Below are 16,003 nucleotides of genomic sequence, written 5' to 3'. Positions count from 1 at the left end.
CGATCGCTTTTACTGAAATTAACGTCACCTACGTATAAAATATTTATCAAATTAACTTGTCGATAGCAAAGCAACTAACTCTTGTTTTTTCTTCCTAGCAAATCCAGGAATTCCTTGCTTTTTTGCCATATCCTTAAGTTGGGTAAGTGTCAAAGTATTTAAATTGACCTCACTAGCTGCTTTTGGTGTTACAACTTCTGGTGTCGATTGAGGAGTGAGATAAAAGACTTCTTTAAGCGCATCCAGTTTCTTTCCTTTAGTTATGCCGCATTTTAATTTTGTGATCGGCTCAAAGTTTTTCCAATCTTGGCGTTGAGCTTCCTCAAGGCGATTGGTCGTGATCGCCAATTTTACCCCTGCTAATTCACTATTGGGTTTTTCAATAAGGTATTGCAAAGCCGCGTGGATTTCGTCCCTGCTTGCAGTTGACAAGTTAACTTTAGGTATTAAATCACCAGTTAGAATCCTAGTTAACTCAATTGTTTTCTCACTGGAATCTGTGACAACGCACCATACCTTTTCTAAACTAGCTTCCTCAGCGATGGCATAAACAAATGAATTACCAATGACTTCATACTGGTCTTCACCTGTTTCTTTAACAATCACTGGAACCCAGTTGCGACCCCCCGACTCAACTAGCACTCTCGCAGCTGCTTTGATCAGAAACTCTGATGCATCCGTGCCTATACCTGGATTAATTTCATGCCTGTAAAGACACATTAAGTTCCCAACGTTGCTTACACCCATATTTTTAAACCTCTTATTGCAAAAAGTATTCCTTCGTTAGTGCCAAATAATATTCATAAGCTGTCTTATTTTGGCGTTGCTGAATAAAGGTATGTTTTAGGCAGGTAAGGGAACAGAACGATATTTGAGGTAGTGCAATAACAATCGAACAGAGTATCTCAGCATTTCCTCGGTTTTGGAATAACATAAAGTTTTACGATGAAGACGAGCCAAATAATGTCTAAGCCTTGTGTTTTCATTTTCGACTCGTGTCATGTAGGTCTTACTCACAATTTGGTCACCATCAGGAACAAAACAAGGGTAAACAGGGTATCCATCTGTGACGTAAAAATAACTCTGCCAACACTGGACAATGTTCCATAACTGTTGGAAAGTAGTCGAACTACGATCACCTAAAACCCAAGCAAGAATACCTTGAGTAAAGTGATTTACCGCCGTCCACAACCAGATTTTATTTTTTTTGAACCAATAAATGTTTCTAATTCATCTAGTTCTCCCACCTGCGGAATTTCCTTTGAATTTGGTGTATCCGCCAATTGTGTACCCACTCGTTTAACCCAATGAATAATGGTAGTATGATGAACGTTTTTCACCCTTTCAATTCCACGAAATCCCATACCATTGACGTACATTTTTAGGCATTCTTGTTTGATTTCATCCGAGTAGCCCCTGGGTGGTTTATAGACATCAATGAATTGACGACCACAATCACAGCAAATGTGATTCTGTTTACCTCTTTTCTTTCCATTCTTACGGTTATGACAAGATCCACAGCGTGGACATTCCATGATTAATTGACCTCAATTCATACCGCTATTATGCAACGCCCTTTTTTTTATAAGCAGCAGGTATACGATCAAAGGCAGCACCTGCAATGTGTGCGTAACTTGGTATGGAAAAAATGTGGCGGTCTATGTTTGCTGGAGTGGATCTGGGATAAAAGTATGGTGTGAGATCAAAAGGATGAACTTTATCTTTTTTGGCTGTTCCAATGATTTTGTCTATTGCCTGTTCTGCGTTGAGTCTTGCTGCTTCTGTAATAGACTTACCATTGTAAAAGATGGGTAGAGCAATCGGCCCTCCGTCTTTCCTCTCGTTTTGAATTTGGGGGACAAAACGTCTAATGGCAGTCGCAGCATTTTCCAAAGAAAAGATGTTGTTATGTTTTGTGGGAATCAAAACTACATCTGCTGCATAAACCGCACTTTTACTAAAAAATCTCCAATTGGGCGGAGAGTCAATCAAAATATAGTCGTATTCAAATTTGAATGGTTCTAAGGCTTGTCGTAGTCTGCCATGATTTATATGTTGAAGCAGCTTGTCTTCTGGCAAATTTTGAAGTTTTTCATCACTAGCAATAATGTCAAACTGCCATACTGTACCTGTTTTTGGAGAAACTTTACATGGATTTACTAATCCATCAGGTGCGGGACTACTTTTATTTATCAACCAAGCAAATAAGCTATCTTCTTTTGATTTCAAACCAAGTGAGTTAGTTAGGTCTTGCTGATTAGGATCAAAGTCAACAATGAGCGATCGCTTTCCTAACATTGCCAAAATTGCTGCTAAGTTGACTGTAGTAATAGTTTTTCCTACTCCGCCTTTGTTATTATAGATTGCCACAGTTAACGCTTTTTGTGGACAATCAATCTTGTGCTTGATTGTTGAGACAACTTTATCTAGGTTGTCTGGAGTAACTTCCAAACAAGGAAGCGCAGGGTGGACAACCTTGCCATGTTTTCTAAACAACTGAATATGGTTGGCGTTGGTAATAATTCCCCATTGAGCTGATTTGCAGTTAGGGGCAAGTAGATAACGTTTTATCTGGAAAACAGCTGACTTGTAATGTGCCGAATTTGAGCTAAGGTTTATATTCCTGCCTTTTGCTTCCAACAATAGGTAGGGGTTGGATTGGGTTATGATGAAGCTATCGCCATCTGAGTTCTTGCGAACAGCGTAATCAACAGTATTTCCACCGTTCCCAGTATTAAACTGCCAAACAGTTTCCATTACATCAAAACCCAAAGTTTTTAGTAGCTCTGAGATAAATATGCTACAGACTGTTGATTCTTGTGCATTCTCTGGAACGTTTATTAGTGCTTGTTTTATTGGGGAATAATCCATAAAAATTAAGTTACCTTGGCAAACACAGAGCTACTCTCAAGAGTAGCTTGATACTTAGTATATTAAGTAACTTAAGATTTGCCATGTCTCCTGGGCGATCGCTCATTGCAAACAAAAACCACCCGCATATGCAGGTGGGCGCAGGAAAAGAGCATAATGTCCTACAAAATTTCTAGCAGTATGACGTAACAAAGATTTGTCGTTGGTGTGTTGATGTTGTGGCGATCAAAGAGCGATAGACTCATCTAAGGCTAGATCGCCAACAAAAACCACCCGCATGTGCAGGTGGACTCAGAAAATAGCACGATGTCTTACACAATTTGTAACAGTACAGCATCACAAAGTTTTGTCATTGGTGTGTTGATGTTATGGCGATCAAAGAGTAATCAAACTCAAAAAATTAACGATGGTGGCGCTTATAGTCACGCTGTTTGCTCGAAAGAATAGGCACTACCATATAATTGCGCCTTTGAATAGAGCGAATGGGAACCTTACGGTTGCGATCGCAGCAATTGAGATAAACCTAAAGAGTAATGGAAAAACCGTCCTAAAAATTACAAAGCTGACTAAAATCAATCTAGTTAGCTGGGGTTGGATATGGTATCTACTTCTACTCGCTTTTCGGATATTCAAAATCACTGGGCCCGCGCTTTTATTGAAGCTTTAGCCCAACGTAAAATTTTAAATGGGTATCCAAATGGCACGTTTCGTCCCGATAACTCAGTAACTCGTGCGGAGTTTGCTGCGATAATTGCCACAGTTTTTAACCAACCTGCCAAGCGGGAGTATGTGCCGTTTACTGATGTTCCTGCTAACCACTGGGCAGCAAATGCTATTAAAAAAGCTTACGAAATAGGATTTCTATCTGGCTATCCTGATCGCAGCTTTCGTCCTAATAATAGAATTGCTAGAGGCGATGTTTTGGTATCTTTAGTCAGTGGTTTAGGTCTAGCTACCAGTATTAAACCTGACTTGTTACCCACACTTCCCTTTATCTATAACGATGCAGCTAGTATTCCTGAATACGCCAAAAATGCAGTAGCAATAGCCACTCGTGCTGGTATAGTCGCTAATTTTCCTAACGTAAAAATACTTAACCCGAATGTAGCAGCAACCCGAGGTGATGTGGCAGCGATTGTATATCAAGCCCTAGTATATCAGGGTAACGCTGAAAAAATAGCCTCCAGCTATATTGTTGTTGCCCCAGAACCAGGAAATATACCGACCCCTGCTGCAATTGTCAGCCACAAACGAGAGTTCCGGGGGGCTTGGGTAGCTTGTGTGTGGAATAGTGACTGGCCTTCTAAACCAGGACTGAGTGTTGCCCAGCAAAAATCTGAGTTAATCAAGATTATTGAAAAATTAGATGCTCTCAATTTCAACGCCTTAATACTTCAGGTACGACCCGAGGGAGATGCAGTGTATGCTTCCCAACTAGAACCCTGGAGTGCTTGGTTAACAGGAACTCAGGGGAAAGCGCCAGATCCATTTTATGACCCTTTGGAGTTTGCGATCGCTGAATGTCACAAGCGCAATATTGAACTTCATGCTTGGTTTAACCCTTACCGGGCTAGTACTTCCACTAATCCAGCTAAAAATGTTCGCCCCCACCTCGCAGTTACCAATCCAGAATGCGTCTACCTGTGGAAAACTCAACGCTGGATGGACCCAGGAGTGAAAATAGTCCAGGATCGGGCTTACAACGTGATCATGGATGTGGTGAAACGCTACGATGTTGACGGCATTCACTTAGACGACTATTTCTATCCCTATCCCGTAGAGGGTCAATCTTTTCCCGATGACAAAACCTACGCTGCATATAAAGCAGTTGGTGGTACACTCAGTCTTGCTGATTGGCGCAGAGACAATGTTAACAAAATGGTACAGCGCCTTTGGCAAGGGATCAAAGCCACCAAACCCTACGTCAAATTTGGCATTAGTCCCTTTGGTATCTATCGCCCCGGACAGCCCCCAGGTATTACCGGATTAGATGCTTATAATGTCCTGTATGCCGACTCTAAAAAATGGCTAGAACAAGGTTGGATTGATTATATTGCTCCCCAGCTTTACTGGCGCACCGACCAAACCCAACAAAGTTATTCCGCCTTATTGAAGTGGTGGACACAGATTAACACTAAGCAAAGACACGTTTATGCAGGTAACAATCTCACAGAACCAAATAACAAGAGTCGCGAAAGTGGCGAAATTGAAAAGCAGGTAAAAATTAGTCGCAGCCAAGCTGAACAGTTGTCCTTGGGGAACATCTTCTTTAACGTGGGTGTTTTAATGGAAAATAGTCAGGGCATCGCTGATAAATTGCAACTGCTTTACAACAAACCTGCCTTACCTCCGACTTTATCTTGGCAGAATACCATACCACCAACACCCCCCACAGCGCTACAAGTTAGCAACCGTAAATTGACTTGGAAACCAGGTGATAACAGTCAGATTCGTTCTTGGACAGTTTACAGGTATAGTGGTGATACTTGGACATTGCAGCGAGTTTTGCCTGCTAGCACCACCTTTGCTACCGTTGAACCAGGAACCTATGCTATATGTGCAGTAGATCGGCTGGCAAATGAAAGTGCAGGAGCTGTAATAGGAGTTAGTTAAAGCTTGTATTATGTCCGCTAGCACACTTATACTATTTGCCTGTGTTGGTAATTGGTAATGGATAATTGGTAATTGGGGGATTACCTAATAATTGTGATCGTCAAAGACTGCTCCTTTAGAGCATCGCAGTAGCAATATAAAGTGATTCTCCAGACTTGATATTAGTAGAATTAGTCAGCTAAAAGCTGACTTAAGCTATTAGCAATGATTCCTAATCTAAAATCCAAAATCTAAAATCCAAAATTGGTATGAGACCTTATCATCAAGTTCCCATTCAAGAGTGTGGCGAACCGCTAATAGCTATTCCTTTGACAATGTTTGCAGTAGAGTCTCCTCATCCTTATGAAAAATTAGGTGCGCCTTATGGGGAACATTCTCCCTATTTTTTGCGCCAAAGTGTTGTTGAAAGCTTGATCACAGCCCAAAATCACTTACAGTTGCTGCATCCCGACTGGCGGATTCAAATTTTTGATGCTTATCGTCCCGTTGCTGTGCAACAGTTTATGGTAAATTACAGTTTTGCCGAAGCGGTAAGGAATAGAGGACTTGTTGAGGCAAATTTATCAGTAACTCAACGTCAAGAAATTTGGCAAGAAGTTTATCAAATCTGGGCTGAACCTAGTTTAGATATAAACACACCACCGCCTCATAGTACTGGTGCTGCTGTGGATGTAACGCTACTAGATGAAAACGGCGCAATTGTGGATATGGGTTCGCCGATAGATGAAATGTCAGAGCGATCGCTTCCTGATTATTATGCCAATAGTAAACAAAAAGTAGCACAACAATATCATGCTAACCGTCTGCTACTGCGAGATGTGATGGAGAAAGCCGATTTTAAACGCAACCCCCGCGAGTGGTGGCATTTTTCCATTGGTGATCAGATGTGGGCTTGGTTGCATAATCAAGCCAATCCGAGTCAAAATCTATTTGCACGTTACGGTAGGCTAATTTAGTTATTTGGTTATTGGTTGTTGCTAGTTAATTGTTAAGTACTTCCAAACAACAAACAACCAACAACCAACAACACCTACGCATCTTCGGGATTTAGCTGAATTAACTCCTCAGTCGTATAGGTTCCGACTGGACTCCAAACCAAATAAGGAACCAACAATAAGCTAGCTAGTCGAGAAATAGGCAAAACAGATAACGCTAGCACTATACCTAAAACAAGACCAACAGAACCAATCATTTCTCCGATTCTGAGGCTGCGAAACCTCAACATTAAGGGTATATAGGTGACAGTAATAATTTCCAGCAACAGATAGCAACCCATTAGCAACCAAGTTATTAAACTGCCTGGATTTTTTTGCCAAATAATATTAGCAGAAGCAGCACCGCAAATAAAAATTGCAGTCCAAATAAAAGGTATTAGCGGCTCAAATACTAGCCAACGCGGGCGACTTAGTTGGGCAAACCATTTCACATCACGTGGTGTAATAAAAAAACTACCAACTGCAACTAAAAAAGTTACAGCCCCAATTACCATCCAAGATTGAATCATTTTCCTACTCCTTACTGTGTATTTTGTCAAGACTTACACAGCAATTTTGACAATTTAGGATCTGAGTTTAATCAGTCGTTAGTCATATTGTTGATTGTTAGTAGTTAATAGTTAGTTGTTAGCGCTAAACTACCTATCTACTAATTACTAACTACTTACTGCTATTTACTAACTAATATTAAACATCTTGAGGATTGAGGCGTTCCATAACTTTAGTTGTATATGTACCGATAGGACTCCACAATAAATAAGGTATAAGTAACAGTGTTGCCCAACCAGAAATGGGATAAACTGCGATCGCTAATATCACCCCGATTACAACACCCGTTCCTCCTAGAATTGTACCTACTCTCAAATGGCGAGTCCTAAGCATTACAGGATTGTAGGCAATAGTAACAATTTCTAAAAGCAGATATAACCCCATTAATAACCAGGTTGTAGTTGTCCCTGGGTTTTTTTCCCAAACAATATAAGCAGACCAAGCGCCACAAATAAATACCACAGTCCAAATTACAGGAATCGCTGCTTCAAATGTGAGCCATCTTGGTCTTTGTAGACGTTTAAACCATTTGCGATCGCTAGGAGTGATGAAGTTAGCACATAAAGCAACTAAAAAAGCAACCCCACCAATTACCATCCAAGATTTAATCATGCATTATTGTCCTCACCCTTTGCGATCTAGTCAGATTTTGTCAATTTGTACGTTTCTTACTCATCCATCCTGAGTTTGAATCAGTGTAAAATCTGAATCTAGCTATAGAGATAAGCTGCCAAATATTTATTTTTATTGTTTGTGTCTTACTAACATCTTTACTAAACCAAAGAAGAATCCTCTAATTTTTTAGTAACTTTCGATGCTCCTAATTGTGTTTCTGGGTTGCGAGTGTACCAATATGCCCAGGCAATTAAAACTGCTTGAAAAGGTAGCCTTACTATATAAAGTAGTTGATTATGAGGAATTCCCTCAACTTTAATATTGTGCAAAGTCATATAAATATTGGCAGGAAATACAGCAATAAAGAGAGCTATTAATCCCCATGCTGCGGCGACACTCACAAATGGAATCATTAAACCAATACCACCTAAAATTTCAAAAAAACCACTAATATAAACCGATGCAAAAGGTGGAAATGGTGGTGGAACAATGCGGGCATATTGCTCCGGTCTAATAAAATGGGTAATACCAACAATGATAATACAAACAGCAAGAACTCCACGGAGAATTTCTTTACGACGATGCTCTAAATTAGGCAATAAAGACATAGTCAATATAACAAACAGTACTCAAATACTAAATATTGACTAGTGATCGTACTTCTATCCCAAGTTAGCTTTTCCTACAGCAATATCTATAAACTTATCCTTCAAAGCACGCCACAAACTATCTATTCTTATCTGTGTGCATCGGTGTGCATCGGTGTTCGACGTACAAAAAATAAGGAGGAAAATATATCACAACTGATTAATTAACCACTGCATCGTACTTTCCACATCGCTGACTTTTTCTCCTGGTGGAGTGGGTGGACGCTTCACCATTACCACCTTTACCCCCAACTCCCGCGCCGCAATGATTTTGGCATAAGTAGCATCGCCACCGCTATTCTTACTTACCAAAGTATCAATCTGATGTTTGATTAACAACCGACGTTCATTTTCTAAAGCAAAAGGGCCGCGATCGCACAATATCATTCCTGATGGTACTAATGCATCAGGCGCAGGTGGATCAATCAACCGCATCAAAAACCAAATACTGTCCAAGCTAGCAAAAGCAGCAAGTTGCTGTCTACCAATAGTCAAGAATACCCGTTTGGCAAATTCAGGTAACACACTAGCAGCAACTTCCACACTATCAACCTCTATCCACTCATCCCCAGAAACACGTTTCCACGCTGGACGAATAAACATTAAATAAGGGATATTACAGCTTGCAGCAGCAGTCGCCGCATTCCAAGAAATCTGTGCTGCAAAGGGATGAGTAGCATCAATTAGCAAATCTATTTTTGCGTCACGCAAATATGCAACTAAACCCGCTTCGCCACCAAAACCACCAAATCGCACCATTCTTGTAGGTACTAATGGATTACGAGTGCGACCTGCTAAAGATGTGATCACTTCTATTTGCTTAATCATCGAGGCTTTAGACGCTAACTCAGTAGCATCACCTGTTCCACCAAGAATAAGAAGACGTTTCATATAAATGGTTGGTTGTTAGTGGTTACAGACGCGATGTTCCTCGCGTCTGTACATTCACAGATTAATCGCGTCTTTACATTAGTGGTTAGTAGTTGTTTACTACTCCACCCTTACCTTAAGCCGCTACGCGTCTACACACCTCTCACACCCCACCCTACGGGAAGCCGCGCAAAGCGCGTCTACACACCCCTCACACTTCCCATCACCCCACCACTCTCCCCAGTAATTCCGTCGCTTGTGAATCTTGGCTGATAATTTCACCTTTACGATCAAACAATACAGTACCAACTTTTAAGGTGACATTTGCATACTTCTGCACATAAGCTGTGGCTTTTTGACTAATTTTTTCAGCTAATTTCCCAAATACTAATTCCGACAATCCCAGTTCGATCAATTTTTTGTGTGCAGCATCGGCGGTTTTGGCTTCTAAAACTGCACCAACAGCCTGTAAATCACCGCCAACAGCCACTACAGCTGCGCTGATGATTTCTAATTTGGCATCTGCCAAATGGCTAGAAGTATTGAAAATCCCCCCTGCCAGCTTAATTAGCTTGCCCTGATATCCCAACAACAAAACAGAGTTTGCATGGTACAGTCCAGCTTCTACAAGCATGGCACCAATCCAGTTACCAGTTTGTGCGATCGCTGACTCTGGTATGCCTAAACGTTGAGCTACTTGCATACCATTGCTACCTATACAAAATACTAAATCAGTATAATTTCTGATTTTAGTTTGCAATGACTGTCGAAATTCTTCTAGATAATCAGCCGCAGATAGAGGTTGAGAAATGCCACTAGTTCCCAATAATGAAAGTCCTTCCAAAATGCCAAAGGCCTCATTGGAGGTGCGTTGTGCCAACTGCCGACCTTCGGGAAGAATAATCGATACTGTCACTGTTTGCTCTGGAGGAATCAAAGGTAGTAAATTGGCATCAAATAGGCGACGAGCATAGCTGTAAATTGCTGCTTCCCCAGAAGCTGTTTTTCCCAAACCTTCACCTGCTTCCAAAACCAAAGCTTGAGATTGTCGCTGTGACAATTTTACCCAAGCCCAAATAGGTGTATTTCTGGTTAAATCTAGGTTATCACCAGGATCACTAAGGGTAATAGCTAGGGCGCTGTTTGGTTCTAACGTTGCTACCTGAGAAATAGGAATTTCTGCTATTCCAGGTAGTAGATCAATCTCAACGGATACCTGTAAGTCCTTGCTACTTAGATGCATGAAAGCAGCCTTAGCAGCAGCTACTGCAAATACTGGTAGAGTGTAACCTGTGCGAGCCATAGGGTAAAGTTAGAAGGCAGGAAAAGGCAGAAGTAAAAAAGGTTTTTATCCAGTTATTAGGCTCTAACCCTTTTCTTGGTGGGTTAAATAAACTACTAACCCACCTAATTACAATTAAACCGCTAAGGAACTGGTTTGAGGTTGATTAAACAATTTAGCTAACTGACGACCTGAGCGAGATTTCCAATTTCCTTTACCGTAGACATATCCAGCAATCAATGGTAAAGCCAAAGTTGCTTCAGCAAATACCATTTGTTCAGTAGTTTTATCTACCTTACCCCACGAATGAGCTTCTTTAAGGGTAGAACCTGACAAGCCACCATCACGCTCATCAGCTACAGTTACTTGAATTGTGTACTTGTGCATCGCGGTTTCAAAACCAAGTAACTCTGCGGCTACTACTGTATCTTGAGCAAAGTTTTTTGGTACTCCGCCACCAATCATTACCAAACCAGTATCACCTGCTGCTAGTTTACATTGCGTCAATTCCCGGAAATCACGCACAGAATCAATTGTCAGATGGGACTCTGGAGAGTGCCACTGGTGATGTACTAGACCAAATCCAGCAGAACAATCACTGAAAGCAGGCACAAAAATCGGTACTTGATGTTGATAAGCAGCCAGCACTACAGACTGAGTTGTTGTACCTCGATGCTCTAAGTAAGCACCCATGTGCTGGATAAACTCTCGTGAAGAGTAGGGTCGGGGTGATAAAGAACCTGCAATTTCTGCAATAGTCATATCACAAATTCGCAACTGATCTTCATCAATATATGTATCGTAAATGCGGTCAATCCGTTGTTGTCTGAGGAATTCATCATCTACAAAGGGGTCGCCAACATAGTGATGATAACCAAGTGCTTCAAAAAAGTCCTGGTCAACAATGTTCGCACCAGTAGACACTATGGCATCTACCATATTGTGTGTAATCAAGTCGTAGACAATTTCCTTTAGACCCGCACTAAACAAGGAGCCGGCGAGACAGAGAATAATTGTACAATTTGGGTCTTGCAGCATCTCATCATAAATTTTCGCTGCTCGTCCTAGATTTCTGCCCTGAAATGCTGTTTGACTCATTGCTTCAACCAGTTCAACTACATCAAAAAGTTTGATGTCTATGTGTTTAACGGTTTCTTGCAACAGTGTTTCCCGATTCATGGTACATTTCTCCGAATTTCAAAAGTTACACGACTTACGTAGCGACATCCAGAAAAGTCAAGTCTATACTAGGCGCTTCGTTCTTGTCGTACCATGACAAACCAGGGTCAGATTCTCGTTTTCTGCTTAATCTAACATTGAGTTCCCAGGTATTAGGATTTTGGGAAAGTTGACTGGTCAATTTGGGTACTAAAAATTTATGGAAACATAAATATATTATTACCAAGTTTACATTACTTAAAATTGTTTGTTGGTTGTTAGTGGTTAGTGGTTAGTAGTTGTTCACTACTCCACCCTTACCTTAAGCCGCTACGCGTCTACACACCCCTCACACCCTCATACTCCCCACCTCCCCACCTCCCCATCTCCCCACACTCCCCACACTTCCCCACTCTCCCCATCTCCCCTAATATTTACTTGTACGTTAAATCAGCTTTTCAGGAGTTGGGAATGACCGCAGCAACAGACCCCGTAAAATTGATGAAGCAACAAGTTGGTAAAGCCGCCGCCGACTTAGTCAAATCAGGTTCTATCGTCGGTTTAGGTACAGGTTCAACCACAGCCTATGCGATTCAATATATTGGAGAACGCCTCAAGTCGGGCGAACTCAAAGATATTGTTGGTGTTCCCACTTCTTTTCAAGCAGAAGTGCTGGCGAAAGAATACGGTATTCCCTTAACTACTTTAGATGCTATTGACCACATCGATATTGCCATTGACGGTGCTGATGAGGTCGATCTGCAGAAGAATTTAATTAAAGGTGGTGGTGCTGCACATACCCGCGAGAAAGTTGTAGATTATCTAGCAGATCAGTTTATTGTCGTTGTGGATGGTGGCAAGCTAGTTGATCGCTTGGGTTCAGTTTTCGCTGTGCCGGTGGAAGTCATACCAATGGCTATTACGCCTGTAATGCGTGCTGTTACACAACTTGGCGGTAAACCAGAACTGCGAATGGGTGTGAAAAAAGCAGGGCCTGTGATCACAGACCAAGGCAATATGGTGATAGACGTCAAATTTGACTCTATTGATGATCCAGTTAACCTCGAAAAAACATTGAATAACATTCCCGGTGTTTTGGAAAATGGCATCTTTGTTAATTGTGCAGATCGCGTTTTGATTGGCGAAGTCAAAGATGGTCAACCTGTAGTACGGGAAATGTAGAAAGTAGCCTAACATCAATATTTATCGTTGGGTTAAGGCAGAAGGCAGTCTTGATGAAACAAGTTTTACCGCCAAACATGAAAAAATCTCACCCCGTCCTATCGGACACCCCTCTTTGAACTCGCGGAGAGGGGAAGGGGGGTCCCCTCTGGGGAACTCGGGGGCCCCACTCCCCTAAGGAAGTGGGGATTAGGGGTGAAGGGGCTGTTCTTGTGAGGTTACTTTCAAGTCAGAGGGCAGAAGGGGTTCCCCACAAATTCCCTCTCCGAATCGCGAATTTGTAGGAACCCCGCAGAAGGCAGATTTCCTACTTAATTTAAAGTGACAGAGACGCTTTTGCGTCTCTACAATTTTGTTGAGTAGACCAATTATTCCTTGATGTTAAAAGCCCCTAGATAAATCTTGTGGAATCGATCCAAAATCTAAAATTCCAAAGCCTAAGCTACTATATTAGTAGGAATTTTATTACTACTATACAGTAGGAATATGAATGTCGAAAAACTATCCATTTCCTTGCCACCGTCCTTAGTGAAATTTATTGAAAATTACAAACTAAGTAAAGGATGCAAATCGCGATCGCAAGTTATAGAAGAAGCATTAGAATTACTGCGGAATCGAGAATTAAAGGAAGCTTACCGTCAAGCATCTGCTGAAATTGACAGTGATTGGGATATAACAGTTGCAGATGGATTGACAGATGAAACGTGGTGATATTTATTACGCAGACCTTAGTCCGGCGATAAGTTCTGAAATAGATAAACGTCGTCCAGTACTAATAGTCAGTAATGATGCGAATAATCGTGCTGCTACTACGGTAACAATTTTACCACTAACTTCTAATGTTAACCGTGTTTATCCCTTCGAGGTCTTGCTTAATGCAGATGATAGTGGTTTACCCAAACCTTCAAAAATACAAGCGCAGCAGGTAAGAACAATTTCCAAGCAACGAATTACTGGCGAAGTTGTAGGTAGTTTAAGCAAAGAGTTGATGGTATTATGTTGATGCTGCATTAAAACTGCATTTGGGCTTGGGTTGAGTTTATAGGATTAGATGAATTGAGTATTACTTATGGTGTGGAATCCAGGACAGTCGTTGTTTGGCGATCGCTATTTTATCGAAAGAAAGCTTGGTGAAGGTGGAATTGGCATTACTTACCTCGCTAAAAATCGACGTGGTGAATTGCGAGTAATTAAAACTTATAAAGAAGAAATTTTTAATAACCCTGTTTGGGTACCACACCGAAGTAAATTACGTCAAGATTTCTGTGAAGAAGCTTTGCGCCTTGCTTTGTGTCGTCATCCCCATGTAGTGCAGGTAGAAAACGTCTTTAACGAAGGCGAATTTCCTTGTATGGCGATGGAATACATTGAGGGTGAAGATTTAGGGAAGCTGATCACCAAAAAAGGGGTGTTATCAGAAGATGAAGCACTGCTATACATCCGGCAAATTGGCGATGCATTAACTGTAGTTCACGAACGCGGCTTGCTGCATAGGGATTTGAAGCCGAGTAATATTATGATGCGTGCAGGTAAATGGGAGGCTGTACTAATTGACTTTGGTATTGCTAGACAATTTATCCCTGGTACTATTCAGGAACATACAAATAGTGTAAGTCATGGTTTTGCCCCACCAGAACAGTATGAACTTAAAGCTGAACGGGGAGAATATACTGATGTCTATGCTTTAGCTGCTACATTATACGCTTTGCTGACTGCACAATTGCCAATGCCAGTGCCAGCTAGATTGCAAAACTTTACCCTGCAAGCACCAAAAGATTTTAATGCCAGCATTAGCGATAACGTAAATCAGGCAATTATGCGGGGGATGGCGTTAAATTACAGGTATCGTCCCCAGTCAGTGCAGAAGTGGTTGGATTTGTTGGGGTCTACTACTCAAACTTGGGGTAGTAATAGTAGAGAAATCCGTACCATCTCTGGTTCCGCAAAGATGAATTCTATTGCCATTAGTCCAGATGGAAAAACTATTGCTAGTGGTGGTGGCGAAGTTAAACTTTGGGATTTGCATTCAGGAGAATTACTGAGGAGTCTTAAAGGTTACGGTCACGTCACCTTTAACCCTGACGGTCAGACCCTTGCTACTAATCTCAGTTATTTTGACAATAAAATCGGAATTTGGCACTGTCTTACAGGAGAACTACTGCATACTCTGAAATGGCAAGGATACCTTTATTATCCAATCACTATAAGTCCAAATGGTCATTTTATAGCTACTAGTAGAGATTGGACAATATTATTTAATCCAGTCATTGGTTATCGTGATTTTCCCTTAATTGGTATTTGGAATCTAAAGACAGGAGAATTCATTTATGAGATAGCCGGTCATTTCGGTCTTGTTAACTCTATTGCTTTTAGTCCTGATAGTCAGATTCTCGCCAGTGGCAGCAATGATGCAACAATTAAACTATGGAGTGTGAAAACAGGAAAGTTAATTCGTACTCTGAATGAGAATGCACAAGAGTATAAATTCCCCGAAAATTATCAAGCTATTTTATCTGTTGCTTTTAGTCCTCAAGGTAATATTATTGCCAGTGGAAGTAGGGACAAAATAATCAATTTATGGAATCCAATTACTGGGCAACTTATTCGTACCTTATCCGGTCATTCTGAATTAATTAATTCCCTAGCCTTTAGCCCAGATGGAAAAATATTAGCCACTGCTAGTAAGGATAAGACTATCAAACTGTGGCAAATCGATATAGGCAATCAAATCTACACCTTCTCTAAGTATTCCCACTCGGTTAATTGTATCACTTTCAGTCCCGATGGGCAGACGTTAGCCAGTTGCGATGATAGTGGCAATATCAAAATTTGGCAACGGGGATAATTTTGGGACTAGTCAATTAGTGCTGTGTTAAAAGAAGGGATTGGGGACTGGGGCTAGAGAATAGACTTCTTGCAAAAGTCGAATTAACCCCCCTCAATCCCCCCCAACCCCAGAGGGGACCCCGAAGCCCCCCGAAGCGGGGGGAAGAAATCTTACTCCTCCCCGCTTCGCTTAGGGACGGGGAGGGGTTCTTTTTATTTTTGCAAGAGGTCTAATAAAGAAAGAGAAATTTTCATGTTTGGTTGTGGGATTGTCCAGTGTTAGCTGTACTGTAGTTTAGTATTTGCATAGATAGCCGTGTATCTAAATGCAACGTCTGGCAATGTTAATGTATCGACTTACATTGCGAATGTATTGGCTTGTATTGCGAATGTAT

The 16,003-nt window shown here is 41.2% G+C and carries 17 protein-coding genes; 7 read left to right on the top strand and 10 right to left on the bottom strand.

Annotated elements, in window-relative coordinates; all coding sequences use genetic code 11:
• Positions 1 to 51: 51 nt before the first annotated feature.
• From RS893_RS00610 to RS893_RS00600, 3 genes are all read right to left on the bottom strand, one after another.
• Complete coding sequence (locus tag RS893_RS00610) at positions 52 to 606, bottom strand: Rho termination factor N-terminal domain-containing protein (RefSeq protein ID WP_315789327.1); 555 nt, start codon at positions 604 to 606, stop codon at positions 52 to 54.
• Positions 607 to 843: 237 nt separating this feature from the next.
• Positions 844 to 1,535 (bottom strand): IS1 family transposase gene (locus tag RS893_RS00605; protein WP_315784082.1). Its coding sequence is split into 2 segments (ribosomal slippage): positions 844 to 1,211 and positions 1,211 to 1,535, totalling 693 coding nucleotides; the frame shifts between segments, so codons are not numbered across the junction.
• 28 nt (positions 1,536 to 1,563) lie between these two features.
• Positions 1,564 to 2,871 carry an AAA family ATPase gene (locus RS893_RS00600; protein WP_315789326.1) on the bottom strand — a complete coding sequence of 436 codons (1,308 nt, stop codon included), beginning with the start codon at positions 2,869 to 2,871 and terminating at the stop codon, positions 1,564 to 1,566.
• A gap of 306 nt (positions 2,872 to 3,177) precedes the next feature.
• On the opposite strand from RS893_RS00600, the gene RS893_RS00595 reads away from it, so the two are divergent.
• From RS893_RS00595 to RS893_RS00585, 3 genes are all read left to right on the top strand, one after another.
• Entirely contained in the window at positions 3,178 to 3,318 is a 141-nt protein-coding gene (locus RS893_RS00595; RefSeq protein WP_315789325.1) for a hypothetical protein, read from the top strand.
• Between the two features lie 150 nt (positions 3,319 to 3,468).
• Positions 3,469 to 5,484 (top strand): glycoside hydrolase family 10 protein, encoded by a 2,016-nt coding sequence (locus RS893_RS00590; RefSeq protein ID WP_315789324.1) that lies wholly within the window; start codon positions 3,469 to 3,471, stop codon positions 5,482 to 5,484.
• Between the two features lie 248 nt (positions 5,485 to 5,732).
• Entirely contained in the window at positions 5,733 to 6,440 is a 708-nt protein-coding gene (locus RS893_RS00585; RefSeq protein ID WP_315789323.1) for a M15 family metallopeptidase, read from the top strand.
• A gap of 74 nt (positions 6,441 to 6,514) precedes the next feature.
• Here RS893_RS00585 and RS893_RS00580 read toward each other — a convergent pair whose 3' ends face one another.
• From RS893_RS00580 to RS893_RS00550, 7 genes are all read right to left on the bottom strand, one after another.
• Positions 6,515 to 6,988 carry a TspO/MBR family protein gene (locus RS893_RS00580; RefSeq protein ID WP_315789322.1) on the bottom strand — a complete coding sequence of 158 codons (474 nt, stop codon included), beginning with the start codon at positions 6,986 to 6,988 and terminating at the stop codon, positions 6,515 to 6,517.
• A 178-nt stretch (positions 6,989 to 7,166) separates the two neighbouring features.
• Positions 7,167 to 7,640 carry a TspO/MBR family protein gene (locus RS893_RS00575; RefSeq protein WP_315789321.1) on the bottom strand — a complete coding sequence of 158 codons (474 nt, stop codon included), beginning with the start codon at positions 7,638 to 7,640 and terminating at the stop codon, positions 7,167 to 7,169.
• Between the two features lie 161 nt (positions 7,641 to 7,801).
• A complete protein-coding gene (locus RS893_RS00570) occupies positions 7,802 to 8,251 on the bottom strand; it encodes a DoxX family protein (RefSeq protein ID WP_315789320.1) in 450 nt (149 codons plus the stop codon).
• Positions 8,252 to 8,440: 189 nt separating this feature from the next.
• Positions 8,441 to 9,181, bottom strand: a complete 741-nt coding sequence (locus RS893_RS00565; protein WP_315789319.1) for a cobalt-precorrin-6A reductase — start codon at positions 9,179 to 9,181, stop codon at positions 8,441 to 8,443.
• A 202-nt stretch (positions 9,182 to 9,383) separates the two neighbouring features.
• The gene (gene cbiD, locus RS893_RS00560; RefSeq protein WP_315789318.1) at positions 9,384 to 10,463 is read right to left on the bottom strand and encodes a cobalt-precorrin-5B (C(1))-methyltransferase CbiD; all 1,080 of its coding nucleotides are present in this window, start codon (positions 10,461 to 10,463) and stop codon (positions 9,384 to 9,386) included.
• A 114-nt stretch (positions 10,464 to 10,577) separates the two neighbouring features.
• A complete protein-coding gene (locus RS893_RS00555) occupies positions 10,578 to 11,621 on the bottom strand; it encodes a 1,9-bis(guanidino)-5-aza-nonane synthase (RefSeq protein WP_315789316.1) in 1,044 nt (347 codons plus the stop codon).
• 34 nt (positions 11,622 to 11,655) lie between these two features.
• Entirely contained in the window at positions 11,656 to 11,802 is a 147-nt protein-coding gene (locus tag RS893_RS00550; protein WP_315789315.1) for a hypothetical protein, read from the bottom strand.
• 269 nt (positions 11,803 to 12,071) lie between these two features.
• Here RS893_RS00550 and rpiA point away from each other — a divergent pair, with 269 nt between their 5' ends.
• The 4 genes from rpiA to RS893_RS00530 all read left to right on the top strand — a co-directional run bounded on the left by rpiA (position 12,072) and on the right by RS893_RS00530 (position 15,627).
• Positions 12,072 to 12,782 (top strand): ribose-5-phosphate isomerase RpiA, encoded by a 711-nt coding sequence (rpiA, locus tag RS893_RS00545; RefSeq protein ID WP_315789314.1) that lies wholly within the window; start codon positions 12,072 to 12,074, stop codon positions 12,780 to 12,782.
• A gap of 486 nt (positions 12,783 to 13,268) precedes the next feature.
• Positions 13,269 to 13,493 (top strand): ribbon-helix-helix domain-containing protein, encoded by a 225-nt coding sequence (locus RS893_RS00540; RefSeq protein ID WP_315789313.1) that lies wholly within the window; start codon positions 13,269 to 13,271, stop codon positions 13,491 to 13,493.
• The gene (locus tag RS893_RS00535; RefSeq protein ID WP_315789312.1) at positions 13,480 to 13,785 is read left to right on the top strand and encodes a type II toxin-antitoxin system PemK/MazF family toxin; all 306 of its coding nucleotides are present in this window, start codon (positions 13,480 to 13,482) and stop codon (positions 13,783 to 13,785) included. Before RS893_RS00540 ends, RS893_RS00535 begins: the two co-directional genes overlap by 14 nt.
• A 66-nt stretch (positions 13,786 to 13,851) precedes the next feature.
• Positions 13,852 to 15,627, top strand: a complete 1,776-nt coding sequence (locus RS893_RS00530; protein ID WP_315789311.1) for a serine/threonine-protein kinase — start codon at positions 13,852 to 13,854, stop codon at positions 15,625 to 15,627.
• Positions 15,628 to 16,003 lie beyond the last annotated feature (376 nt).

The sequence above is a fragment of the Fischerella sp. JS2 genome (genome assembly GCF_032393985.1).
In the GTDB taxonomy this organism is placed as follows: Bacteria; Cyanobacteriota; Cyanobacteriia; order Cyanobacteriales; family Nostocaceae; genus Fischerella.
The sequence above is the reverse complement of the archived record's forward strand: the minus strand, read 5'-3'. Positions and strand labels throughout refer to the sequence as shown.

What these genes read in the sequence shown, in the direction of transcription:
- RS893_RS00600 (WP_315789326.1), bottom strand. Translation starts at nt 2,871, where the DNA reads ATGGATTATTCCCCAATAAAACAAGCACTAATAAACGTTCCAGAGAAT.
- RS893_RS00595 (WP_315789325.1), top strand. Translation starts at nt 3,178, where the DNA reads ATGTCTTACACAATTTGTAACAGTACAGCATCACAAAGTTTTGTCATT.
- RS893_RS00590 (WP_315789324.1), top strand. Translation starts at nt 3,469, where the DNA reads ATGGTATCTACTTCTACTCGCTTTTCGGATATTCAAAATCACTGGGCC.
- RS893_RS00585 (WP_315789323.1), top strand. Translation starts at nt 5,733, where the DNA reads ATGAGACCTTATCATCAAGTTCCCATTCAAGAGTGTGGCGAACCGCTA.
- RS893_RS00580 (WP_315789322.1), bottom strand. Translation starts at nt 6,988, where the DNA reads ATGATTCAATCTTGGATGGTAATTGGGGCTGTAACTTTTTTAGTTGCA.
- RS893_RS00575 (WP_315789321.1), bottom strand. Translation starts at nt 7,640, where the DNA reads ATGATTAAATCTTGGATGGTAATTGGTGGGGTTGCTTTTTTAGTTGCT.
- RS893_RS00570 (WP_315789320.1), bottom strand. Translation starts at nt 8,251, where the DNA reads ATGTCTTTATTGCCTAATTTAGAGCATCGTCGTAAAGAAATTCTCCGT.
- RS893_RS00565 (WP_315789319.1), bottom strand. Translation starts at nt 9,181, where the DNA reads ATGAAACGTCTTCTTATTCTTGGTGGAACAGGTGATGCTACTGAGTTA.
- cbiD (WP_315789318.1), bottom strand. Translation starts at nt 10,463, where the DNA reads ATGGCTCGCACAGGTTACACTCTACCAGTATTTGCAGTAGCTGCTGCT.
- RS893_RS00555 (WP_315789316.1), bottom strand. Translation starts at nt 11,621, where the DNA reads ATGAATCGGGAAACACTGTTGCAAGAAACCGTTAAACACATAGACATC.
- rpiA (WP_315789314.1), top strand. Translation starts at nt 12,072, where the DNA reads ATGACCGCAGCAACAGACCCCGTAAAATTGATGAAGCAACAAGTTGGT.
- RS893_RS00540 (WP_315789313.1), top strand. Translation starts at nt 13,269, where the DNA reads ATGAATGTCGAAAAACTATCCATTTCCTTGCCACCGTCCTTAGTGAAA.
- RS893_RS00535 (WP_315789312.1), top strand. Translation starts at nt 13,480, where the DNA reads ATGAAACGTGGTGATATTTATTACGCAGACCTTAGTCCGGCGATAAGT.
- RS893_RS00530 (WP_315789311.1), top strand. Translation starts at nt 13,852, where the DNA reads ATGGTGTGGAATCCAGGACAGTCGTTGTTTGGCGATCGCTATTTTATC.